The following is a 22566-nucleotide window of genomic DNA, read 5'->3' as shown; positions in this document are numbered from 1 at the left end:
GCAGTTTTGTACGGTGGCGTGCAGGGAACGATCCCGACCGAGAGGACAACTCATGCGCGCGGTACAGATCTCCAGCCTCGACGGACCCGACTCGGTGAGCGTGGTGGACATCGACGAGCCTGCCCCGCGTGACGGTTCGGTGGTCATCGAGGTCCATGCCGCCGGCGTCGCGTTTCCCGACGCTCTGCTCACCCGCGGTCTGTACCAGTACAAGCCCGAACTGCCGTTCGTCCCCGGTAGCGAGATCGCCGGCATCGTTCGGTCGGCACCGCCGGAGTCCGGTTTCTCGGCCGGGGATCGAGTCGCCGCGCTGACGGGACTGAGCGACGGTATGGCCGAGGTCGCCGTCGTCTCACCCGACACGGTCTTCGCGCTGCCCGAGTCGGTATCCCTGTCCGCGGGGGCGGGATTGCTGTTCAACGATCTGACGGTGCACTTCGCGCTCCGGGAACGTGGCCGGTTGGCGCCGGGCGAGACGGTTCTGGTGCACGGAGCAGCCGGAGGCATCGGAACCTCTGCGCTGCGAATGGCTCCGGTGCTCGGGGCATCTCGCGTGATCGCAGTGGTGAGCTCGGAGGCCAAGGCCGATATCGCTCGCTCTGCAGGAGCCACCGATGTGGTGCTCGTCGACGGATGGAAGGACGCGGTGAAGGAACTGACCGGCGGCCGTGGCGTCGACGTCGTCGTCGATCCGGTGGGCGGTGACCGGTTCACCGACAGCATCCGCTCACTCGCGCCCTCGGGCCGAATCCTGGTGCTGGGCTTCACCGGTGGCGAGATCCCGACCGTCAAGGTCAACCGATTGCTGCTCAACAACGTCGACGTCATCGGTGTCGGCTGGGGCGCATGGTGGATGACGCGTCCGGGCTACCTCGCTACCCAGTGGGCCGAGATCGAACCGCTGCTCGCCGACGGATCGCTCGTGGCTCCCGAGCCGTCGGTGTTCCCGGCCGCCGAGGCCGCCACGGCCATCGCCTCACTGGAGAACCGCACTGCCGCAGGCAAAGTGGTGCTCGACTTCACTCGCTGATAGTGCGTCGAGCTACCGCCTCACTCCGGTAGCTCGACGCCTCGCGCCTCGGCCAGGGCCGCGATCTCGGCGGGGAAGACGTTCTTGAACACGAACGGGTCGGTGCCGAGCGCCCAGTCGGGCGCGAGCTCGATGGCGTATCTCTCGAAGTAGCCGAGTTGTTTTGCCACCAGGATCAATTCCTCGGGACTCGACGTCTTGTACTGCTTGCCCATACTCACCAGCGCCCGAATGAAGTCCGCCAGACTGAAGTGCGCGAGGGTCGCCGAGAGCATCGGAGCGAACACCGACTGCAGGATCGCGCCGACCTCGGCATCCGAACCCATCTGCGGAGCAACGATTCCCAGCCGCTTGACGGTGCCGGCGAGTCGAGTGAAGTCGCCGTCGATCACGGTGGCGTGGAACAGGTCGAGCAGCAGAGCGCGCCACTGCTCGTCCACTTCGCCCATGACGCCGAAGTCGAGGAACGCCACCCGGCCGTCGTCGAGGACCCACACGTTGCCCGCATGCACATCACCGTGGAAGAGGCCGTGCAGCACAAGCGCTTCCATCCACACCTTGGCTGCACGGCGGACGATGAGCTCGGACTGCTCTCCTGGTTCGTAGCGGTCTAGTGGGGAGCCGTGCATGCGTTCCATGCAGATGACCCGTCCGCCGCAGTAGTCGAGAAACACTTCGGGCGCCGTGACGTGGGCGTTGTCGTCGAACGCACCGATGGCCGCACGAAAGCTGTCCTGCCGCTTGGCTTCCACGGCGCTGTCCAGCTCGGCGAACGTGGCCGCATGCAGGTCGACGATGATGGCCGACGCGTTGGCCGTGGCGAAGAACGGAATGAACTTCTCGAGGCCGCGCGCGATGAGGTAAGCAATTCGCAGGTCGATCTTCATGCGGTGGTAGATGCCCCGCCGCTGCACCTTCATGACCACTTCACGCCCGTTGTCGCGGCGCACGCACAGGTGCACCTGAGCGACCGAGGCGGACGAGAGCGGCACGTCGTCGAACGAGGAGAACAGGTCGTCGATTCCGCGGCCCAGATCGGCCTCGATCACCGCACGCGCCTGCGACCCGGGGAACGGTGGCACCTCGTCGAGGCAGCGGAGGCAGGTATCGGCGAGGACCTTGGGAAACAACCCGGGCGAGGACCCCATCAACTGTCCGACCTTGACGAAGGTGGGACCGAGAACGAAGAACGCGTCGACGACGGCTTCCGAGGCTTGCAGCGGCCAGCCGCGCCGAGGGGCACGAATCCAGCGCCCGATCGCGACGAACTGGAAGAACGTCAGTACCGAGCCGATGACGATCAGCCGCAACAGTTCTCGTATCCCGAATTTCCTCAGCTCCGGTGCCGGCGTCGGGGTCACTGGAGCACTCCTGCGGGAATGCGTGCGGCCGAGGCTTCCAGACGCGCCAACAGTCGATCGAACCTCTCCACATCGCCCGATGCGCGCGAGAGCACCAGCGCGCCCTGAATGCCGGCCACGATCTCCTCGGCCAGTTCGACTGCGGAGTCTCCGTGGCCCATCCGTCGCAGCACCGGGGTGAGTGCCTCGATCCAGTGAGTGAAATGGGCAGCGACACGGCCCGAGAAGACCGCGCGTTCGAGTCCGAGAGTGAACGCCCCGAACAGGCACACCAGGCGGTTCGACCGGAAATATCGCGCGGTCTGCTCGAACATCTCGTGGGTGGTCGACGCAGCGTCGGTGCCGAGTCGCAACGGCTCGAACACGTGGTGCTGGAACCACTGCTCCACGTCGTCGAGGACGGCCTCCGCCATCTCCTGCTTTCCTCGCGGAAAGTAGTGATAGAGACTGCCTTTCCCCAGGCCGGTCTGTTTGCTGATGACCGAGAGGGACGACCCGTCGAATCCGTGGTCGCGGAACACCCCTGCGAGTATCGGCACCACGTCGTGGCGATCGCTCATGAGCCGGTACTGTACCAATCGGTACACGGCGGGTGTATCGGGGTCGCGGGAGTGGAGCCTGCGGAATGACCCATGGGGGTCGCGGGAGCGGAGCCCGCGGAATGACCCATCGAGGTGAGCGCAGTGGATACTGCAGCTGTGAAGAGAACCACCGTCTTGGCAGCCGGAGCCTTCCTCGTCGGCGGGGTGACCTATCTGGCCGCCGAAGCCGTCGCCGCGCTCGGTTGGACGGACCGGCCGTACAGCTACGCCCGCAACAACATCAGCGACCTCGGAATCCCCGACCTCTCGCCGCTGCACGCGGTGATGAACACCGGCTTCGCCGTCGACGGCACGTTGTTCGTCCTGGCGGGGCTGGGACTGTCGGTGCTCTTCGAGGGCCGTGCGCGGTGGATCGTGGCCGGCACCTCCGTCGTTCACGGTGTCGGCAGCATCGTCGTCGGGCTCGCCCACGCCTCGGTCGACGGAGCGTCGACGCCCCATGCGGTGGGCGCAGGCATGGCGATCATCGGCGGCAATCTGGTGCTGCTGGCCGCAGGCCGATACGGCGGCAGCGTCGGCGCGCCGCGGTGGTACACCGTCGGCAGTGCGACCGCAGGAGTGGCCGGCCTGGTGGGGCTCGCTCTGTTTCTCGCCGACACCGGAGTCCTCGGCGGCGGAACATTCGAGCGCATCTCGGTCTACACGATCATCGGATGGGAGATCGTCACCGGCGCAACGATTCTGGTCAAGCGCCGTCTATCCGAAGTCGGGTGACTCCTTGGCGAGAAACGCGCGCACGCCCTCCTTGCCATCGGCCGACTCGAACGCCTCCTCGAACACCGGCAATGCTCGTCGTGCAGGTAGTCCAGGGGACTCACCGAACGTGAGCGCGAGGGCACGCTTGTTCGCCCGAACGGCAGAGCGGGATTTGCGCGCCAGCGTCTGCGCCACATTCAGTGCCACCGGCAACGACTGTCCACGTGGAGCCACGCGATTGATCAGACCCCACTCCAGAGCAGTCTCGGCCGAGACCGGCTCACCGAGCAAGACCAGTTCGGCGGCGCGCGCCTGACCGACCCGCCGTAGCGCGCGCATGGACCCGCCGCTGCTGGGGATCACACCGAGGTCGATCTCCGGGAGTCCCAGTCGAGCCCCCGCGTCGGCGACGACGAGGTCGCAGCACAGTGCCAGTTCCAGGCCGCCGCCCAACGCGAATCCGTCGATCGCGGCGACCGTGGGCAGCGGCAGATCGTCCAGCATCTCGAGGGTGGCGTTCTCGAGAATGCTCTTGCGGGCGAGCACGTCACCGCGGTCCTGCATCTCCGGCATCTCGGAGATATCCGAGCCGGCACTGAACACCCGGTCGCCGGTGAGAACCACGGCCCGAACCGCAGCGTCGTCGATCAACTCGAGAAGGACGGCGCGCAGTCGCCTCGTCGCCGGACGGGTCAGAGCATTGACCGGCGGGTTGCTCAGCGTGATCTGCGCGACGGCGTCGTGCGGGAAAGTCAGGACGGGAGACAGTGCGGTGGGCATGGAGAGAACCGTAGAGCGTGCGGCTGACCTGGCGATTGGGAGACTGCCGAGATGGCATGTAGCGTGGTGAACACCCGACGCGGGGTGGAGCAGCTCGGTAGCTCGCTGGGCTCATAACCCAGAGGTCGCAGGTTCAAATCCTGTCCCCGCTACTACGCACGTCAGGCCCGGCATCGATGATGTCGGGCCTGACGTGTTTCTGCCTCAGGGTTGCAGTCTGAATTGCACGACGGCGGTGACATTCTCGATGGCGTCGTCGAGGGCGGTCATACGTGCTCTGGCGTCCGGCGCAGACAGGATGTCGAGTCGATCGGACTGCCCCATCGGTATCAGTGCGGCCAGCGACCAGATCTTCTCGGCAGCCGAGATCGGCAGGCTCAGAAAGTCCGGAACGCCGGGAGTGGAAATATTCTCCGTCGACTCGAGGCGGCCGATCAGCTCGTAGAGGTCCTCGACTCGCGCCCAGGTGGCGTCGAACTCGGAGTCGGCGATCACGGCGTCGGCGTCCTCGTCGGGCCACGGTCGAACATCGGCCAGGGGGTACGGATCGTCGGGCAGCCAGGCGTCGATCCTGATCCGTTCACCACCGACGCATTCGAGCAGATATCGGCCGTCACCGATGGCCTCGTGGGCGATGATGTGAGCGGTCGTCGCCACGTCGTGCCGCACGTCGCCGCCACCGGCCTCGTGCCCGCGCGCGATGAGTACCACGCCGAAACTCGGATCGTCCTGCTTCAGGCAATCGTGCACCAGAGCTCGGTACCGCGGCTCGAAGATGTGCAGTGGCAAGCGTTCGCCGGGGAGCAGCACGCTGCCGAGCGGAAACATGGGAACGACGCTCACGGGCGTTGCAACGGCATGACTGCCGGGCTGATCTCGGCGGTTGCGTTCTTCTCCGCTCCGTTCGCATTCAAGAACTCGTCCAGCAGACGGAAGAAGAAGTCCGGCTCGTCGAGTTGGGGGAAGTGACCGGCATCGGGAAATATCTCGACGCGGCTGTTCGGAACCTCGCGTCGAATGTTGTCTGCGTGCTTGGCAGGAATCATCCGGTCCTTGCCGCCCCAGACGAGCAGCGAAGGAATCGACTCGAACTTCTCGAAATGCTGCTTGGCGCTGACGGTTTGACCGCGCGGACCCACCACTGCTCGCGTCGACGCCAGGAACGCCCCGCGGGTGGATCGGTCTGCGACCGACCGGAACGACCTCCAGGTCTCGGCCATGCTCGGCCCCGGCTCGACCGGCAGACCCCACTTGCCCAGCTGCGCGAGCGCGCCCTCGGTGCGCTTGCGGAACCAATCCGATGCGAGCAGCGGCAGCACCAGCTCACTACCGGGCAGCGTCGCAGCCTTGAGGAGCAGGCTCACCTCGGTGCCGAGGCCGCCACTGCTGACCAGCGCCAGGCGATCCACTCGCTCGGGAAAGAGGTACGTCAGCTGCATGATGATGCCGCCGCCGAGAGAGTGACCCACCATCGGAGCGGAGTCGATGCCCAGGTGGTCCATCAGGTCGCGAATAGTGGCCGAATGCGAACTCAGCGAGTAGTCGCCGGTCGGCTTGTCGGAGTCACCGTGACCGAACAGATCGGGTGCGATGACCCGATACTTCAGCGACAGACGTTCGAGCTGCGGGCCCCAGGACTGATGCGATCCGAGCAGACCGTGCACCAGGATCACGGGCGGGCCATCGCCCATGTCCACGTATCGCAGGACGTCCTTGTGTAGTTCTACCGACTGCAATTCGTACGATGAACTCATGGTCGACCTCCCTGTCGAGTAGTGCGGTCGTGCCCACCAACGTACAAGCACATCGCAGACGCCACGACAGCCCATCCTGGGTGTCCGCGTACGTCAGTGGGTACCGCCGAAAGTGTCGCCGACAATCTTGCCGACTCTCCGTGCCATGGGTTCGCGCAACATGTCTATGTGCGCTCCTTCTATATCGATGAACTTCAGTTCACCTCGAACCAGTGTCCGCCACGAGCGAAGATCTTTCGTATTCTCCGCCGTACGAACGACGGTCATCGAACCCGACCACGGAGTGATCGCATGCTTTGCTAGTGCCTTGTACCCGATGCTGGCGAAGACGAACCATTCGTTGGTCGTCGAGAAACGAAACAAACCGGCGAATCGGACGCGGAACCAGTGCGCGATGACCCCGCGAATTCCGATCCGGAAGCCTGGGTCGACCGCGGTCTGAACCGGCGCAGCCGGTACGTCCCCACCGCCAGGAAGCCTGTCCAAGATGGGACGGAACAGGCGCGTATCGAGAATCAGCAGATGGGGCTCGCCGAGACCGGCATCGCGGATCTGCTGTGCCATGGCGATGGCAATCCATCCGCCGAGGGAGTGGCCTGCGAGGTAAAAAGGCCCCTCGGGCAGCACCGTTTGCACAGCCTCGACGTATCGCGCCGCCATCTGTGGGATCGTCCGGTCCGGACGTCCGCGCTTGCTCCGGCCATGAGCCTGTAGCGCGAACACGGGAAACTCTGCATCGATGTGCTTGGCCAGCACGAGAAGCCCCATCGCTCCTGTGCCCGCGCCACCTATCAAGAAGATGGGTGGCCGAGAGCCGCCTACTCGCAGCGGTACCAATACGCCGTGCTCGCCTGCGGCGCGGCGGCGGGTGCTCGCCGTTTCGCGGAGTCGCGTATCGACAGCTCTGGCGAGAGTGCGGACCGTGGTGGACACGAACATGTCCTCCGGGCTGAGATCCACCTCCAACTCCTCGCGGAGCCTGGTCAGTAGTGCAGTCATAGTCAACGAAGTGCCACCGAGTTCGAGAAAGTCCTCGTCGCGCCCAATCGTGTCGAGCTTGATTGCCTCGCGTGCGGCGGCTGCGACCATGTATTCGGTCGGTCCGACAGCTGGGCTCAGGTCACGCCGATCGGCCGGCTCGGGCAGTGCCCGTCGGTCCACCTTGCCGCGTTCGTTGCGCGGCATCACGTCGAGCGCCACGATGTGAGCGGGCACCATCCATTCCGGCAACGTCCGGCGCAGCGAAGCCCTGATCTCGGCGACCGGGGGTCGTCGACCGGATCGGGCTGCGCAGACGTAGGCGACGAGGTCGGTGCCGTTGCCGGAGTTCCTACCGATCACCGCGGCGTCGCCGATCTCCGGCATGGCGCGTAGGGCTGCCTCGACCTCGGCCGGCTCGACCAGATATCCCCGTACCTTGACCGCGTCGTCGATGCGTCCGGCCAGATGCAGCGTCCCGTGTTCGTCGAGTCTTCCCAGATCACCGGTGCGGTATCGGAACAGGCCGTCGTCGAGTGCCGCGAATCGTTGGGAGTCAGGACCGGCGCCGCCGAGGTAACCGTCGGCCAGGCAATTCGACGTGACCCGCACTTCGCCGATCACGTCGGGTGCACAGGTCGACCCGTCGGAGGTGACGACTTCGACGAGCTTGCCTGCGATGGGCCTACCGGCAGGCAAGAAGCCCGAGGGCAGAACTCGATCGAACGGGTACTCGTCGTAGGCGACGGCACCGGCCTCGGTGGTCGCGTACCAGTTGACCACCGTGGTCCGGCTGCCGTATTTCCGTCTGAAACCGTCGGCGTCGTCGGAGTGCAGTGACTCGCCGTACGTGGTGACGATGCGCAGAGTCGGTACGGCTGCGCGCCCGCCGTCTGTGTGGTCGGGTGGTCGGTGGTCGGAAGCGGACACCGCGCGCAGCAGCGACGACGAGCAGTGCAGCGTGGTCAGTGAATTCGCGGCGATCCACTCGACGGTGCTGCTGGGGACGCCTGATCGAGGGTCGCGGCAATACACCGCTGCACCGGCGAGCAGTCCTGCGAACAGTGTGTTCAGGCCGGCACCGAAACTGACCGGCAGCGAGTTTCCGACGCGGTCGTGTGGGCCGAGAGCCAACGCGTTCGCGACCTCGTACGCCTTGGTCAGGCACATCCGGTGGCTGAGGATCACACCTTTGGCGGTGCCGGTGGAGCCCGAGGTGTAGTTGATCACCGCGGTGTGGTCGCCCGACAGGGTCGGCAACGGAACGCAGGAGTCCATGGTGGCGGTGACGGTGGCGAAGTCGATCGCGGTCGCGGCGGCTTGGTCGATGATCGTGACGCGCCGTTCGGCGGGCAGCATGGGGTCGAGGGGCACGAGTGGATGGCCTGCGGCGACGACGGCCAGCATCAGCACGATCGAATCCGTCGTGGCGTCGGCGTCGACCGCGAGCGGCCGAGAATCGGCGGGAAACAGTGTGGCGATCTTGCGGGCCAGCGAGTACGCGCGATGGAGGAGTTCGTCGAAGGTGAGCGAGGCGTCGTCCGCGGTGAGTGCGACGGCGTCCGGAAGGGCGTGCGCCACCTCGCGGTAGCGGGCCATCAACGTGTCGCGGCGTTCGGGTCGGCACAATGGGGCCAGAGCCAATCGGGTCGGCGCATCGATGTCCTGAATCGACATGATTCTCCTTGTACGAGCCCGAACCGCGGTGGCGAAGTAGGTTTACGAGCCGCAAACCTACTTGAAGACTGTTTTACCTCCTCGAAGGTAGACGTGTACGACCTTTTTGTGCAAGCCGAAAACCGGACATTCCACAACAATCGGGTGTCGTTGCGGAATGCCCGGTCCGATTCGGACCTCGTCCTAGAGGTCGGCTATTGCTTCCAACGGCTTCGTGCGGGCGGCCCGCACGGCCGGCCACAGGGCCGCCAGTACTCCGACGACGGCGGATCCGAGCAGCATCGACACCACCTGACCCCACGGCACGGTCATGCTGCCCAGGCCCTCGTCACGAAGGGTCTGCACAAATCCCCACCCGAACGCGATGCCGAGGGCGACGCCCACGATCGCGCCGAACAGCGCGATGAGCAGCGATTCGAGGTAGATGATGCGTCGGACCTGGGGTCGCTGCATTCCGATCGCACGCAGCATGCCGATCTCCCGACGCCGCTCCACGACCGACAGAGCCAGGGTGTTGACGATGCCGAGTACTGCGATGACGACGGCCAGAGCCAGGAGGCCGTAGAGGACGGCGAGCAGCGTGTCGATCTGCTGTCCCTGACTGCCCTTGAACTGTTCCACGTCCTGAACCTGCACCACGACGAAGGGCTTGGTGGCGGCTTCGAGGTCGGTGCGCAGTGTGCTCAGGTCCGTACCGGGCTGGGCCTTGACCAGGACCAGGAGGTCGGACCTGGTGATGGACGGCGTCACTTCCTGATAGATGTCGCCGGAGACGATCCAGTTCCCGATCAGCGGATTGTCGGTGAACACTCCGGTGACCGTCACCGGGACGGAGGCTCCGTCCACGGTGTCGAACGTGACCTCGGTCCCGACGGTCCATCCGCGCGCCGCGGCCTCGGTCTCCGAGACCGAGAACCCGTTGCTGTCCAGATCTGCAGTGCCCTGGACCATCGACAGCTCGAGCAGTCCTTCCGGCGAGCCGTCGATGGCGGCGCCGTACTCCTCCTCGCCTGCGATCGTGACGAACACCGGGTGCAGCACCGCAGTGCGATCCACGCCTGTCACCTGTTGCGCGGCCGTCGTCGCACCGGTCGGAACGCCGATCGACTGGGGGCCGGAGAGGATGTAGTCCGCCTCGACGCCGGTGTCGACGAGTGAGTCGACGCTGGCCTTGGCGGTGGATCCGAGCACGCCGATCACGGTCACGAGCATGAGGCCGAGCATGAGAGCGAACGCGGTGGCTGCGGTGCGCCGCGGATTGCGCACCGAATTCGTCCTGGCCAAGCGCCCGATGGCTCCGAACGGGCGGGTGATGACGGCACCGAGCGCCCCGACGATCGGCCGTGACAGCGACGGTGCGGCCAGTGCGGTGGCGACGATCAGCGCAACGGCACCCGCGCCGACGGTGGCCGCGGCCGCTCCGCCGGTCGACTGCGCGCCGACGACCAGCGCGGCTGCGCCGGCGATTCCCAGTGCGATGCCCACGAACGTTCGGGTGCGCAGGGTGTCGCCGGCAGAGGCGAACTCCTCGCGCATCGCGGCGACCGGCGGAATCTTGGCCGCTCGCCGGGCCGGTGCGTATGCGCTGAGGACGGTGACGACGATGCCCACCGCGAAGGCAACGACCACCGTGCGGGGCTCGAGCGCCAGCGATCCGGACGGTAGGCCGAGGTCGAACGCGTTGAGCAGTGCCCGGAGGCCGTACGCCAGACCGACTCCGCCTGCGAAGCCGAGCACGCTTCCGATGATGCCGACGACGAGCGCTTCGAGGACGACCGATCGGCTGACCTGCCCGCGGCTGGCTCCGACGGCACGCAGCAGGGCCAATTCGCGTACTCGCTGGGCGACGATCATGGAGAACGTGTTGTAGATGATGAAGGTGCCCACGAGCAGGGCGATTCCACCGAACGCGAGCAGGAAGTAGTTGATGAACGACAGGGCCGATTCGACCTCGGCCTGAGTCTCGGCCTGCACGTCCGCGGCCGTCTGGACCTTCAGATCGGGAAACGCCGCGGCGACCTCGTCGCGCAGATCGCTCTGAGTCAGCCCTTGCGCGGCCAGATCGTTGCCCGCGACGTCGATGTACTGCACGTGGGCACCGTCGGTGAACAACTCGTTCGCCTGACTCTGGACGAACTGGATTCCGATGTAGCCGCCGGATTCGGTTGGCGTGGAGTAGATTCCGGCGATCGTGATGTCGGTGATGCCTTTGGAGGGGACGAGGACCTGGCTCGCGTCGCCCACCTTCAGCCCGGCACGCTCGGCACCGCCGGCGTTGATCGCGACCTGCCCGGGAGCGGTGGGAGCAGAGCCGTCGACGAAGGTCGTCGGATCACCGAGTCGTTGGTCGTCCGGGAGGTACGACTCACCGATGGTCGGTGCGCCGCCGGACTGCACCGCGGCACCGTCCGACCCCAGCAGCACCAATTGACCGCCCACGTACGGGGACACGGCGCGCACGTTCGGCAACGCCGAGATCGCCGCGATGTCCTCGTTCGGCACGCCGGAGGAGCGCGCGTCCTCGGGGCTCACGCGAACGTCCGCGCCCTGCGCGGTGTCGGCGAACAGTGAGGAGAAGGTGCGCTGGAGGGTGTCGGTGAAGACGAACGAACCCGCGACGAACGCGGTGCCGAGCACGACGGACAGTACGGTCAGTGCCAGCCGAACCTTGTGTGCTGCAAGGTTTCTCAGGGAGACCTTGCGCATGGGATTGCCCGACGCCACCCGTCGTGGAGCCTTCTTGGCTACCGAGTGCGCCATTATCGGGCCGTCTCCAGCTTCTTCATCCGCTCGAGTACGGCGTCGGCCGTGGGCGAGTTCAGCTGATCGATGACGGCACCGTCGGCGAGGAACACGACGCGGTCGGCGTAGCTGGCCGCGCGTGGATCGTGGGTGACGATGACGACGGTCTGGTCGAATTCGTCTGCGGCAGTGCGCAGAATCGACAGCACCTCACCGGACGAGCGAGAGTCCAGGTTGCCGGTCGGCTCGTCGCCGAACACGATGTCGGGTCGGCCGGCCAGCGCTCGGGCGCACGCCACTCGCTGCTGCTGGCCGCCCGAGAGCTCGCTGGGGCGGTGGTCGAGGCGATCGCGCAGGCCGAGTTTGTCGACCACGGTGTCGAGCCAGGCCTGATCCGGTGCGCGGCCGGCGATGTCCAGGGGCAGCGTGATGTTCTCCAGAGCGGTGAGAGTCGGCACCAGATTGAAGGCCTGGAACACGAATCCGATTCGGTCCCTGCGTAATCCGGTCATCTCCTTGTCGGAGAGCGCTGTCAGCTCGGTGTCGCCGATGGTCACCGTTCCCGAGGATGCAGTGTCCAGGCCGGCCAGGCAGTGCATCAGTGTGGACTTGCCCGAGCCCGACGGGCCCATGATGGCGGTGAATTCTCCGCGCGCGAAATCGACGCTCACCCCGGACAGTGCGTGAACCTGGGTGTCCCCTGAACCGTAGACCTTCGATACGTCGACCGCGCGTGCGGCAATGTCGCTCATGCGTGCCAGTGTTCCAGCGTTCTGCGCCGGTCGCTATCAGGGGAGACCCTGAACACCACCCTATGATGGACATCATGCGTATCGGAGCACATGTCCGCGACAGCAGCGACCCTCTCGGTACGGCCGAGGCGCTCGGCGTCGACCTCGTCCAGATGTTCCTCACGGATCCGCAGAAGTGGAACAAGCTCGAGCCGCATCCGCAAGGGGAGGCGCTGCTCAGCGGTGACGTCGACGTGGTGGTGCACTCGTCCTACGTCCTCAATGTGGCGAGCTTGAACAATCGAATTCGGATTCCGTCACGTAAGGCCGTCGTCGAGCAGGCTGCCGCTGCCGCCGAGATCGGGGCCATCGGACTCGTGGTCCACGGCGGCCACGTTCGCGAGGGCGAGGATACTGCCAAGGGAATCGACAACTGGCGCAAGCTGTTCGAGCGGCAGGCCGAGCAGGGTGGCTTCGCGGTGCCGATCTTCGTCGAGAACACCGCGGGCGGAGATTCCGCGATGGCGCGCCACTTCGACGACATCGCCCGGTTGTGGGACGCGATCGGTGAATTCGGTGCCGGTTTCTGCCTCGACACCTGTCATGCGTGGGCCGGGGGCGAGGATCTGGTCGACGTGGTCGACCGCATCAAGGCCATCACCGGACGCATCGATCTGGTGCACCTGAACAACTCGCGCGACGAGTTCGACTCGGCCAGGGACCGGCACGCGAATCTCGGCACCGGAACCATCGACGCCGAAATTTTGACCGCCGTCGCTCTGGCTGCCGATGCGCCGGTGATCCTCGAGACTCCGCCCGAGGGGATCGAGGACGACGTCAGGCTGCTGAAGAGCCTGTAGTGGCGGAGGTCGTCGTCGCGAGCCGGTGGACGGCCTCCGTCCAGAGCCGGATCAGCTCGTCGATTCCTTGAAGATTCGCAGCCCAGGTCACGTGTGCTTGGGCGGCACCGGACCCTGCTGCGGTGATGGCGATGTCGATGGCGTGATCGCGGCTGGGCTCTGCCAGGGCATCGTCACGGACGATGATCTGCGCTCCCGCGCGCGAAGCCAGAGCTGGGTAGTTACGCGTCAGTGCGTAGTCGCGGCCACCGTTTGGCACCGAGGCGAGTCGGCTCGAGACGTCGTCGAGAAGGTGCTTGCCCTGGGTAGCGCCGGTGAGTGCGTCGGCGTGGACCGCGGGGAGCCGGACCGGGTGAACTGCCGCGGTGCCCTCGAGATCGAGGTCGACCAGCACACCGGCCGAGGATCCGCGACAGTTGTTTCTCTGCCAGGTACACACGGCCGATCCCAGAGCTGCAAGCAGCAGGACGCGGGGCGGGTGGACGCCGGTCGGCACCGCGAATGTCACCGAGGTCTGCTCGAACGACGTGGGCCGTTCGGTGAGCAACGGGCGCTCGGCCGGTGTCAGGACGGCGACCCAGTACGGAACCTGCTCGGCCACCTCGGTGCAGAGAGTGCGTCCGAGCTGGGCCGGGCTGATCGTCTCGCGGTGCGCGAGTCGTAGCGGTGCGAACACGGTCACGCCGAGGAACCCCACTTCCGAATCGGATTGTCCTAGCCTTACCTAATCTCCATCAGGCTAGCTCGAGCCGGGCGTCGAATGTCAGGTCGCCCCTGTCGGGATCGGTTCAGTCGGTGGCGCGTAATGCCGGTATGCCTGGAGCGATCGGCAACGTTCCGGTCTCCAGGTCGTCGAGCAGGCCCTCGGACCAGCGCAACAGACCGGCCACATCCAGACCGTGGGGAGGGTCGGGCTCGAAACCGATCAGACGGTCGTGTCCCTGCCGGAGGAGCGAACCGGCACCGACGCGATTGCCGCGCATCAGATGGGTCAACCCGACGGCGAGCTGGGCGAGGCCCTGCCACAACGGCCGCTCGTCGGTTGGGCAGCTCTTCCACGTGCCTTCGAGTACCTCGTGCGCATGGAACGGCATGTTCGCGTCCAGAAATTTCTGCGCCTCGACGATAGCTGCGGCAGGTGGGAGCCGTAGGTCGTCGGGCACCCGCGGGGTTCCGGCACCGCCTCGGGCAAGCGGACGACCGAGACCGTCTCGCGGCCGTGCGTTGAGGGGCTTACCCTGCGCATCACGTTCGCGTTCGGCCATGGCCGTCACCCTAGTGTGTGCCGCCCCCGCGGCGAGCTCATCGACGGGACGACGAGCGCGTGGTGATGACGCCGAGAGCAAGCAAAGCGGCGGCGGAGGTCACGACCATCGTCGTGGACACGGCTACCGCGTCGTTCCCGAGTGCGCCGACGATCGGGGCGACGATGGCACCGAGTCCGAACTGGGCCGCTCCGAGCAGTGCTGCGGCACCGCCCGCCGCTTCACCGTGCCGGGACAGCGCGAGCGCCGGGGCGTTGGGCATCACGAATCCGACGGCACCGAGCACGAACCACAGCGGAACCACGAAGCCGGCCATGCCGCCGATCCCGGCGATCGCCAGCACAGCCATGACCCCACCCGACAGCACGGCGAACGACAGCGCCGCCAACACGATCTGCACGGGAGCGAAGCGCCCGAGCAGCAGGACATTGAGTTGCGATGCGCCGATGAGCGAGATCGCACCGGCGGCGAAGACGATCGCGAACTGCTGCTCGTCGAGGCCGAACTCCTCCTGCAGGACGAACGACGACCCGGCGATGTACGCGAACAACGAGGACATCGCCAGTGCGGCGACGAGAACGAGCACCACGAACTGAGCGTCGCGCAGCAGCGAGCGGTAGGTGCGCAGCACCGGCATGACCCCGCGTGCACGGCGACGCTCGGGCGGCAGAGTCTCGCGCAGCGACACGATGGCCAGTGTCATCAGAGCGACGCCCATGATCGCCAGCGCCGCGAAGACGAGACGCCACGATCCGACCAACAGCACGGCACCGCCGAGCGAGGGAGCCAGCACGGGTGCGACGCCCATGACGAGCATGAGCCGGGACAGGACGGTTGCCGCCGCGCGGCCGCTGAACAGGTCTCGCACGATGGCCATCGCGACCACGGCAGCAGCGGCAGCACCGAGACCCTGCACGACGCGTAGGCCTCCGAGAACGGCGATGTTGGGAGCCACGATGCAGGCGACGGACGCCAGGATGTGCACTCCCGTGCCGACGATCAGGGGGAGGCGGCGACCGACGATGTCGGACAGGGGGCCGATCACGAGTTGGCCGAGGGCGAGCCCGATCAATGTGCCCGCGAGGGTGAGCTGCACGGCCGACGACGGGGTGTTCAGGTCGTCGGCGATGGCGGGAAGCGCCGGCAGGTACATGTCGATGGTCAGCGGACCGAGGGCGATCAGCGCGCCGAGCACGAGAATCACCCGCAGGCGTTCCCTGGACGTCGGCTCGGGGGACGTGATCGGTACCGGTGCTTCGGCTACGGCGTTCTCGGCTGTTGACGTGTTCGGTGCTTGGGCCACCCGAGGATCAGCAACCGGGGCACTCGTTCTGTTCCCAGTTGCTGTCTACAACTTTCGTGTTCTACGCCACGGCGTCGGACAGTACGGTCAGCTTCTCCACTTCCTGGCCGGTCAAAGCCAATGCCGGTGCGTCGAGCAGGGCCGGTAGCTGGGAGATCGTACTCGCGCTCGCAATCGGGGCTGTGACGCCGGGGCGCGCCAGCAGCCAGGCCAGGGCCACGCTCGACACTTCCGCCGATCGCGATTCGGCGATCTCGCGCAGACCCTGCACCACCTCGAGACCGGCGTCGGAGAAGTACCCCGTGGTCAGGCGTTCCCGTTGCTTGCCGGCCAAGTCCTCGCGGGTGCGGTACTTGCCCGTCAGGAACCCGGCGGCGAGGGAGAAGTACGGAAACACTCCGAGGCCGTTCTCCACGGCCAGATTCTGCAGTTCGCCCTCGTAATCGCGGCGCGCGACCAGGTTGTAGTGCGGCTGCAGCGCGATCGGAGCAGCGAACCCGTTCGCTTTCGCCAGCTCGAGCCACTCACGCACCCGCGCCGGGGTGTAGTTCGAGATGGCGACGTGCCGAACCTTGCCTGCTCGGACCAGCTCGTCGAACGCGGCGAGCGACTCCACCAGCGGAGTCTTCTCGTCGTCGTAGTGCGCGTAGTAGACGTCGATGTGGTCGGTCTGCAGCCGGGAGAGCGACGCGTCGGCGGCGGCTCGGATGTTGCTCGGGGCCAGTCCGCGGAACTCGGGATGCTGGCTGACCTTGGTGGCGATGACGACGTTGTCCCGGTTGCCACGGGCTCGGGTCCAGTTGCCGATGATCGTCTCGGACTCGCCGCCCGAGTTGCCGTCGGCGAAGGCCGAGTACGAGTCTGCGGTGTCGACGAAGTTGCCTCCGCCCGCGGTGAAGGCGTCGAGAATCTCGAAGGATGCAGCCTCGTTGCTGGTCCAGCCGAAAGTGTTCCCGCCGAGAGCGAGCGGAAAGATGTTCAGATCGGAACTACCGATGGCAACCACGGACAAACCCCTTACGTTGGCGAACAACTCGATTGTACGAGCGGCGAGGGATCAATGCCACGTGTGATCCACCAGTGCCGTTCGAGGACCGAACTTGGGTTTGGTTGCTTTCCCGCTCAGGTAGAGCAGACGAATCGCGCGATGTCTGTGCGGTGCCAAGGGCTGCAGGTACTCGACCATCTCCGCGTCGTCGATGGGTCGGCCCAGCAGCGACCACCCCACGACGGACGCCAGGTGATAGTCGCCCACCGACAAGGCGTCGGGATCGCCGAGAGCGCGCTGCGCGGTCTCGGCCGCCGTCCAGCCGCCCACACCTGGAATCGCCTGCAGCCTGCGCGCTGCATCCTCGGACGTCATCGTCGACGCCTCCTCGAGGCGTCCGGCCGCCTGCGCGGCGCGGACGATGGTCTTGGACCGGGCCGGGTCGACGTTGGCGCGGTGGTACTCCCACGACGGGATGCGACGCCACACGTCGGGTGTGGGAAAGACGAACATCGGCTTCGGCGTCGGTCCCGGTGCCTTCTCGCCGAACTTGCTCACCAGGTATCGCCACGATCCGAAGGCCGAGATGCCGTGCACGCGTTGCTCGATGATCGCCGGAATCAGGGCCTCGAGCACCAGACCCGTTCTACCCAGCCGCAGGTGCGGCAACTGCCGGTGGGCTTCCTGGAGAATCGGGTGCTCCGGCGCGAACGTCGAGGCGTCGTCGTCCAGGCCGAGCAGGGCGGGCACCGCGTCCAGCAGTTCGGGTGCGCCGGGACCCCACGCTCGGGCCTGCACGCTGGTTCTCGAGGCCTGCATCAAGCGGTACGTCACCGGACCCGAGCTCATTCTCGACGTGCGCCAGACCGCGCCGTCGGCGGTCGACTCGTAGGTGGGGTCGCCGCGGCCTCGGCGCAGGGGCGATACCGACATCCGCACGTCCATTCGCTGCTGCGACGTGACGTGGCGTGCGATCCCGTCCGGAGCTGCGGCACGGGGGTCGGTGGTGCCGGTCATCGGTGCCACCTCCTGACGATCGGGGCCGGTAGACCGAGTGTGCCTGACAGACCGATATTCGACACCTTCGACGAGCCTCCGTGGCCGACGCCGGTGGCCTCGGTACCGTCCGGCAAGTCGCTTCGCTGTTCGTGCGCGAGTCACCCCGAGTTTGTCGGTGCCCCGACGTAGGGTCTGGGACCGTGATCATCGTGAGTACGGACGGCTCGTGTCTGCGTAACCCCGGCGGAGCAATCGGGTGGGCGTGGGTCAACCACACAGGGCCGAGCAACTCCGGCGGTGAGCCCTCGGGCACGAACCAGGTCGCCGAGCTCAGAGCCCTGCTCGAGGCGGTATCGGCGCACCCCGGGCCAGAGCCGCTGTTGATCGAGTCCGATTCGCAGTACGCCATCAAATGCGCGTCCGAATGGCTCGCAGGGTGGAAGCGCAAGGGGTGGAAAACCGCGAGCGGTACTCCGGTGCGCAACTTGGAGTTGGTGCAGAGCATCGAGCGAGCTATCACCGATCGCGAGGGTCCGGTCCGGTTCCGGTGGGTCCGAGGTCACGTGGGCAATCACTTCAACGAGGCGGCCGATGCGTTGGCCGGAGAGGCCGCGCGAGCCGTGGCCGCGGGTGGTGCGGTGTCACCGGCCGTATCTGCACCCACAGACACGGCACCTGCACCGACAGCTGCGGATTCGGGGCCCACCAGGAAGGCGGCCGCTGCGCCACGGGAGACGTCGGAAGACGTGGTTCCGACTCTGTTCTGAGCACGCATTGCTGCTCGACATCGGAATTGCGCATTGGCACTCGGTAGTATTGCGACATTTCAGTCAATTCGCATTCTCTCGCATCGGAGGCGTCGAGCGCGCTGTGCACTCCATCCACCCCCCACAGCCATCCGCGGTCGCTGCTGCATCCGAGGACACTGATCGGTCCGTCCGCCTACGAGTGATCGCATGGTGATCACCGCAGTTCTCTCCCTGCTCCTCGGCTTCGTGCTCACCGCCGCGATCATCGCGGCCAACGGATACTTCGTCGCCCAGGAATTCGCGTACATGTCCGTCGACCGGGCGACGCTGCGAACCGGAGCGGAGAAGGGCGACGCGTCTGCCGAGCGAGCCTTGAAGGTCACCAAGCGCACCTCGTTCATGCTGTCGGGCGCGCAGCTGGGCATCACGGTCACCGGTCTGATGGTCGGTTACGTGGCCGAGCCGTTCATCGGCGAGTCGCTGGGCGAACTGTTGAGCAGCGCCGGAGTTCCCATAGCGGTGGGTATTTCGATCGGCACGGTGGGCGCTCTGGTGCTCGCGACCGTCGTGCAGATGATCTTCGGCGAGCTGTATCCGAAGAACCTCGCCATCGCCAACCCCGATCCGCTGTCCCGACGCCTTGCCCGGTCGACGCTGATCTATCTGGCCGCCTTCGGTTGGCTGATCACCTTCTTCGACAAGTCCTCCAACGCGATGCTGCGGCTACTGCGCGTCGAACCGGTACACGACGTGGACAGCAGTGCCACCGCCAAGGATCTCGAGAGCATCATCGAGGACTCCAGGGCGAGCGGGGATCTCACCGAGGATCTGTCGTTGCTGCTCGACCGCATCCTGGACTTCCCGGAGCGCGACGTCGAGCACGCCATGATCCCGCGCAGTCGGGTGGACGCGGTCACCCCCGCCACTGCCATCGGCGAGATGCGGGCGCGGATGGTGCGTGCGCATACGCGGTACCCGGTGATCGGCGATCGTGAGGAGCCGATCGGTGTGGTGCAGCTCGCCGAGGTGTTGGCCGCCGCCCCCGACGACACTCGTTCGGTCACCGAGATCATGCGAGAACCGCTGATCGTACCCGAACTCATGCCGCTCGAGGATGCCCTGGAGTTGTTGTCCAGCACCAAGAACGAGTTGGCGTGCGTCATCGACGAATACGGCGGATTCGCGGGCGTGCTCACCATCGAGGACCTCGCGGAGGAACTGGTCGGTGAGATCACCGACGAACACGACGAGGACATTGCCGGCGTCGAGGATCAGGAAGACGGAGTGTGGCTCATGGACGGCGACGTCCACGTCGACGAGGTCGAACGCACCATCGGTCGCGACATGCTCTTGCCGAGAGGCGATTACGAGACGCTCGCCGGCCTGCTCATCGCAGAGGGCGGGAATCTGCCCGAGGTCGGAGACACGGTGCGTATCGACCTCGCGGTGTTCGGGGCCGACCTGATGGAAGAGGTACCGCCGCGTCCGTCGCTGGAAGTCGAGGTCCTCGAGGTGGACCGGCACGTACCGAGTGAGCTGAGAATCAGACTGCACGAGAATTCGCCGGATGGCAGCGAGGATTCGCAGGAGTCGGACGAGGAGACGGACCGATGAACGCGTGGGTCGTCGTCGCGGTGACGGTATTGCTCATCGCACTGAGTGCGTTCTTCGTCGTCATCGAGTTCGCGCTGCTCGGTGCTCGCAGGCATCGACTGGAGGAAAAGGCAGGCACGAGCCGATCGGTGCGGGCGGCGCTGCGCGGAATGAACGAGCTCACGATCATGCTCGCCGGTGCCCAACTCGGCATCACAGCGTGCACCTTCGCACTCGGTGCCGTCACCAAGCCCGCCGTCGATTCGTGGCTGGGTCCGGTGTTCACCTCGTGGGGTGTGCCGGGTTGGTTGGCCGGAACCGCCGCGTTCGCGCTGTCGCTGCTGCTCGTGACGTTCCTGCACCTGGTGATCGGTGAGATGGCCCCGAAGTCCTGGGCCATCGCGCATCCCGAACTCGCCGCCACCATCATCGGGCTGCCGTCTCGGGCGTTCATCCGCCCCTTCCGGCTGTTCCTGGTGTGGGTCAACAAGATCGCCAACACGCTCGTCGAACGGTCGGGTGTGGAACCGGTCGAGAGCGCCGCTGTCGGTGGCCGCGATGCCGAGACCATCCGCAACCTCGTCGAGTACTCCTCCCAGGTCGGTGTGCTCGAGCCGGAGCTGCAAACCCAGATCACCCGGGTGATCGAACTCGAGACACTGACGGTCGAAAAGATCACGGTGCCGGATTCCAAGACGACCTCGGTGCCGCACGGTGCTTCGGTGTCCGACGTACAGGCGGCGGCGCTGCGGTCCGGTCACCTTCGGGTGCTGCTGGCCGAGAACTCCGGCGCGACGCCTCGCGTCGTCCACGTCCGCGACACGTTGCTCGCGGATCTCGGCGAGCCGGCCGCCGATTACGCGCGTGAGGCATTCACGGTCGAGGGATCGACGCCCGTCTACGAGTTGCTCGAGCAGATGCGGAACCGGAGTGTTCAGCTCGCGGTCGTCGAGACCGACGGACAGTTCCTCGGCGTCGTCACGCTCACCGACGTCATCAAACGGGTGCTGCCCACAGCCCCTGCCGCGTAGCCGAGGTGCTCAGCCGCGCGGCTGCATCCGGCTGTTGGGCAGCGGCGGTGCGTGCAGGCGAGCTCCCGGGTAGCCCTCGACGGTGCCGAACTGCTCGTTGCCGCTCTCGTACGCGGCTCGGTACTCGACCACGTCCTCGTGGCTTCGGCCCACGAAGTTCCACCACATGACGATCTGCTCGCCGAACGGTGGTCCTCCGAGCAGCAGCAGCCGCACCGGCTCGCGGCCCGGATTACGCAGATCGAGCGTCGAGCTGCCCGGTTCGCGGTACCCGAGTTCGGCTGCACCGAGCGTGGTGTCGTCCATCGTTGCCGTGCCCTGATCGACGATGACGCCGTGCTCGAACGTCGGGTCGACCTCGAGGGTGACGTGGGCTCCGGCGTCGAGCACGATCTCGGCTCCGAGGAGTGGGGTGAACGTCCGCACCGGCGAGGTCTCGCCGAGCAGTGAGCCGAGGAATACTCGTGCGGTCAGCCCTTGGCTCGTGTAGGTCTGCGGCACATAGTGCTCGAAAGTCGGTGCGGTGAATCGAGATCGAGCCGGAAGGGCAACCCACAGCTGCATGCCGTGGAGGATCTCGGTGCCTGGGGTCGAGGTTTCTGAGTGACTGATGCCGTAGCCGGCCGTCATCAGATTCAGCTCGCCAGGCCGCACCATCGCATGCGATCCCACGCTGTCGCGGTGCTCGATCTCGCCGGAGAACAGCCAACTGACGGTTTGCAATCCGGTGTGTGGGTGCGGGGGCACGTCCATCGACGAGGTATCGGGGCCGTAGTGATCTGCGAAGCACCATGCTCCGATCAGGGAACGCTGCCGTTGTGGAAGAGTCCGCCGAACCTTCAGCGCGCGTGGACCACCGAGGGGCACCTCGCGTGGTGTGAGAATCTGGATCACGTCTGCTCCTGATGGCGCGAAGTTGGCGTTCGAATCGACTACGCAGAACAACCGGATAGCGACGAGGGCTGTTCCCGGTCCGGCTCTAACCGACGTGTGACGCGGTTCCGCTGAGCAGCCGCACGTCGTAGGACTCGGCAGCACCGTGCGCTTCGGTCGATCCGCCGTGGACGGTGTACAGGACGGCGTACGAGGTGAACGTGACCGGCTGACTGTCGTCCGCGTCGATGTTGACGCGCGGCAGTACGAGGAGCAGGTGGGTTCGGTTGCCGTCAGAGAGGTTCTGCACGACGGTTCGCACCTCGAAGCCCAGATCGGATCGGGTGACGTCGGTGGATTCGAGCGTCTCACCACTGAGTACGAGCTGCGCCGCCCAGACTCCGGCGGATCGATGGGCGTCGACGGTTCCGGTGAGGTCGTCGCCGCTGAAGTCGTAGTGGTTTGCTGCTGTGAATGCCATGGTCACAGGCTATTCCTGGGCGGTCGAAAAAACTTCGAAAGAATTTCCCATCCAGACCCATCCACCCGATGAG

General features: G+C 66.1%; 21 protein-coding genes and 1 tRNA gene. 7 read left to right on the top strand and 15 right to left on the bottom strand.

Annotated elements, in window-relative coordinates:
* The first annotated feature begins 52 nt into the window (after nt 1-52).
* Entirely contained in the window at nt 53-1030 is a 978-nt protein-coding gene (locus MTX34_RS09940) for an NADPH:quinone oxidoreductase family protein (RefSeq protein WP_243609306.1), read from the top strand.
* Between the two features lie 20 nt (nt 1031-1050).
* Here the strand turns inward: MTX34_RS09940 and MTX34_RS09935 are convergent, their stop codons facing one another.
* Nucleotides 1051-2391, bottom strand: coding sequence for an AarF/ABC1/UbiB kinase family protein (locus tag MTX34_RS09935; protein ID WP_243609305.1), 1341 nt, complete (start codon nt 2389-2391; stop codon nt 1051-1053).
* Entirely contained in the window at nt 2388-2951 is a 564-nt protein-coding gene (locus MTX34_RS09930; RefSeq protein ID WP_243596587.1) for a TetR/AcrR family transcriptional regulator, read from the bottom strand. The genes MTX34_RS09935 and MTX34_RS09930 overlap by 4 nt, the downstream gene beginning before the upstream one ends.
* Before the next feature lie 138 nt (nt 2952-3089).
* Between MTX34_RS09930 and MTX34_RS09925 the strand changes: the two genes are divergently transcribed.
* On the top strand, nt 3090-3707 hold the full coding sequence (locus tag MTX34_RS09925; RefSeq protein ID WP_243609304.1) for a DUF998 domain-containing protein: 618 nt from the start codon (nt 3090-3092) through the stop codon (nt 3705-3707).
* Here MTX34_RS09925 and MTX34_RS09920 read toward each other — a convergent pair.
* Nucleotides 3690-4469: an enoyl-CoA hydratase/isomerase family protein gene (locus MTX34_RS09920; RefSeq protein WP_243609303.1), complete on the bottom strand. Its 780-nt coding sequence runs from the start codon at nt 4467-4469 to the stop codon at nt 3690-3692. The two genes, MTX34_RS09925 and MTX34_RS09920, sit on opposite strands and share 18 nt — an antisense overlap.
* A 78-nt stretch (nt 4470-4547) precedes the next feature.
* Here MTX34_RS09920 and MTX34_RS09915 point away from each other — a divergent pair.
* A tRNA-Met gene (locus MTX34_RS09915) sits at nt 4548-4621 on the top strand.
* A gap of 52 nt (nt 4622-4673) precedes the next feature.
* On the opposite strand, the gene MTX34_RS09910 is transcribed toward MTX34_RS09915, so the two are convergent.
* The 5 genes from MTX34_RS09910 to MTX34_RS09890 form a co-directional block, all read right to left on the bottom strand.
* Entirely contained in the window at nt 4674-5312 is a 639-nt protein-coding gene (locus MTX34_RS09910) for an LON peptidase substrate-binding domain-containing protein (protein WP_243596584.1), read from the bottom strand.
* A complete protein-coding gene (locus tag MTX34_RS09905; protein ID WP_243596583.1) occupies nt 5309-6223 on the bottom strand; it encodes an alpha/beta fold hydrolase in 915 nt (304 codons plus the stop codon). Before MTX34_RS09905 ends, MTX34_RS09910 begins: the two co-directional genes overlap by 4 nt.
* Before the next feature lie 93 nt (nt 6224-6316).
* Nucleotides 6317-8878, bottom strand: coding sequence for an alpha/beta fold hydrolase (locus MTX34_RS09900; RefSeq protein WP_243609302.1), 2562 nt, complete (start codon nt 8876-8878; stop codon nt 6317-6319).
* A gap of 183 nt (nt 8879-9061) precedes the next feature.
* Nucleotides 9062-11584, bottom strand: a complete 2523-nt coding sequence (locus MTX34_RS09895; protein ID WP_243609494.1) for an ABC transporter permease — start codon at nt 11582-11584, stop codon at nt 9062-9064.
* Nucleotides 11585-11637: 53 nt separating this feature from the next.
* Complete coding sequence (locus tag MTX34_RS09890) at nt 11638-12372, bottom strand: ABC transporter ATP-binding protein (protein WP_243609301.1); 735 nt, start codon at nt 12370-12372, stop codon at nt 11638-11640.
* Between the two features lie 74 nt (nt 12373-12446).
* On the opposite strand from MTX34_RS09890, the gene MTX34_RS09885 reads away from it, so the two are divergent.
* Entirely contained in the window at nt 12447-13211 is a 765-nt protein-coding gene (locus MTX34_RS09885) for a deoxyribonuclease IV (protein ID WP_243596580.1), read from the top strand.
* Here MTX34_RS09885 and MTX34_RS09880 read toward each other — a convergent pair.
* The 5 genes from MTX34_RS09880 to MTX34_RS09860 form a co-directional block, all read right to left on the bottom strand.
* Nucleotides 13189-13893 carry a hypothetical protein gene (locus MTX34_RS09880; protein WP_243609300.1) on the bottom strand — a complete coding sequence of 235 codons (705 nt, stop codon included), beginning with the start codon at nt 13891-13893 and terminating at the stop codon, nt 13189-13191. The two genes, MTX34_RS09885 and MTX34_RS09880, sit on opposite strands and share 23 nt — an antisense overlap.
* 106 nt (nt 13894-13999) lie before the next feature.
* Nucleotides 14000-14476, bottom strand: a complete 477-nt coding sequence (locus MTX34_RS09875) for a DUF309 domain-containing protein (protein ID WP_243596578.1) — start codon at nt 14474-14476, stop codon at nt 14000-14002.
* Nucleotides 14477-14513: 37 nt separating this feature from the next.
* Nucleotides 14514-15779, bottom strand: a complete 1266-nt coding sequence (locus tag MTX34_RS09870) for a multidrug effflux MFS transporter (protein ID WP_374639260.1) — start codon at nt 15777-15779, stop codon at nt 14514-14516.
* Between the two features lie 61 nt (nt 15780-15840).
* Nucleotides 15841-16785: an aldo/keto reductase gene (locus MTX34_RS09865; RefSeq protein ID WP_243609299.1), complete on the bottom strand. Its 945-nt coding sequence runs from the start codon at nt 16783-16785 to the stop codon at nt 15841-15843.
* Between the two features lie 51 nt (nt 16786-16836).
* Complete coding sequence (locus MTX34_RS09860; protein WP_243609298.1) at nt 16837-17784, bottom strand: DNA-3-methyladenine glycosylase; 948 nt, start codon at nt 17782-17784, stop codon at nt 16837-16839.
* Nucleotides 17785-17966: 182 nt separating this feature from the next.
* On the opposite strand from MTX34_RS09860, the gene MTX34_RS09855 reads away from it, so the two are divergent.
* From MTX34_RS09855 to MTX34_RS09845, 3 genes are all read left to right on the top strand, one after another.
* Nucleotides 17967-18533 (top strand): ribonuclease H, encoded by a 567-nt coding sequence (locus MTX34_RS09855; protein ID WP_243609297.1) that lies wholly within the window; start codon nt 17967-17969, stop codon nt 18531-18533.
* Nucleotides 18534-18725: 192 nt separating this feature from the next.
* Nucleotides 18726-20129, top strand: coding sequence for a hemolysin family protein (locus tag MTX34_RS09850; protein ID WP_374639371.1), 1404 nt, complete (start codon nt 18726-18728; stop codon nt 20127-20129).
* Complete coding sequence (locus tag MTX34_RS09845) at nt 20126-21139, top strand: hemolysin family protein (RefSeq protein ID WP_243609295.1); 1014 nt, start codon at nt 20126-20128, stop codon at nt 21137-21139. Before MTX34_RS09850 ends, MTX34_RS09845 begins: the two co-directional genes overlap by 4 nt.
* A 9-nt stretch (nt 21140-21148) precedes the next feature.
* Here the strand turns inward: MTX34_RS09845 and MTX34_RS09840 are convergent, their stop codons facing one another.
* Nucleotides 21149-22090 carry a pirin family protein gene (locus MTX34_RS09840; RefSeq protein WP_374639369.1) on the bottom strand — a complete coding sequence of 314 codons (942 nt, stop codon included), beginning with the start codon at nt 22088-22090 and terminating at the stop codon, nt 21149-21151.
* A 28-nt stretch (nt 22091-22118) separates the two neighbouring features.
* Complete coding sequence (locus MTX34_RS09835) at nt 22119-22493, bottom strand: hypothetical protein (RefSeq protein ID WP_243596574.1); 375 nt, start codon at nt 22491-22493, stop codon at nt 22119-22121.
* Between the last annotated feature and the right edge of the window lie 73 nt (nt 22494-22566).

Origin of the sequence: Rhodococcus sp. ARC_M5 (assembly GCF_022810405.1) — a bacterium.
GTDB lineage: Bacteria > Actinomycetota > Actinomycetes > Mycobacteriales > Mycobacteriaceae > Rhodococcoides > Rhodococcoides navarretei.
This window is presented reverse-complemented; position numbering and strand designations above follow the sequence as displayed.

Coding starts and splice junctions, on each gene's coding strand:
- MTX34_RS09940 (WP_243609306.1), top strand. CDS start 53: ATGCGCGCGGTACAGATCTCCAGCCTCGACGGACCCGACTCGGTGAGC.
- MTX34_RS09930 (WP_243596587.1), bottom strand. CDS start 2,951: ATGAGCGATCGCCACGACGTGGTGCCGATACTCGCAGGGGTGTTCCGC.
- MTX34_RS09920 (WP_243609303.1), bottom strand. CDS start 4,469: ATGCCCACCGCACTGTCTCCCGTCCTGACTTTCCCGCACGACGCCGTC.
- MTX34_RS09905 (WP_243596583.1), bottom strand. CDS start 6,223: ATGAGTTCATCGTACGAATTGCAGTCGGTAGAACTACACAAGGACGTC.
- MTX34_RS09900 (WP_243609302.1), bottom strand. CDS start 8,878: ATGTCGATTCAGGACATCGATGCGCCGACCCGATTGGCTCTGGCCCCA.
- MTX34_RS09895 (WP_243609494.1), bottom strand. CDS start 11,584: ATGCGCAAGGTCTCCCTGAGAAACCTTGCAGCACACAAGGTTCGGCTG.
- MTX34_RS09890 (WP_243609301.1), bottom strand. CDS start 12,372: ATGAGCGACATTGCCGCACGCGCGGTCGACGTATCGAAGGTCTACGGT.
- MTX34_RS09885 (WP_243596580.1), top strand. CDS start 12,447: ATGCGTATCGGAGCACATGTCCGCGACAGCAGCGACCCTCTCGGTACG.
- MTX34_RS09875 (WP_243596578.1), bottom strand. CDS start 14,476: ATGGCCGAACGCGAACGTGATGCGCAGGGTAAGCCCCTCAACGCACGG.
- MTX34_RS09860 (WP_243609298.1), bottom strand. CDS start 17,784: ATGACCGGCACCACCGACCCCCGTGCCGCAGCTCCGGACGGGATCGCA.
- MTX34_RS09845 (WP_243609295.1), top strand. CDS start 20,126: ATGAACGCGTGGGTCGTCGTCGCGGTGACGGTATTGCTCATCGCACTG.
- MTX34_RS09835 (WP_243596574.1), bottom strand. CDS start 22,493: ATGGCATTCACAGCAGCAAACCACTACGACTTCAGCGGCGACGACCTC.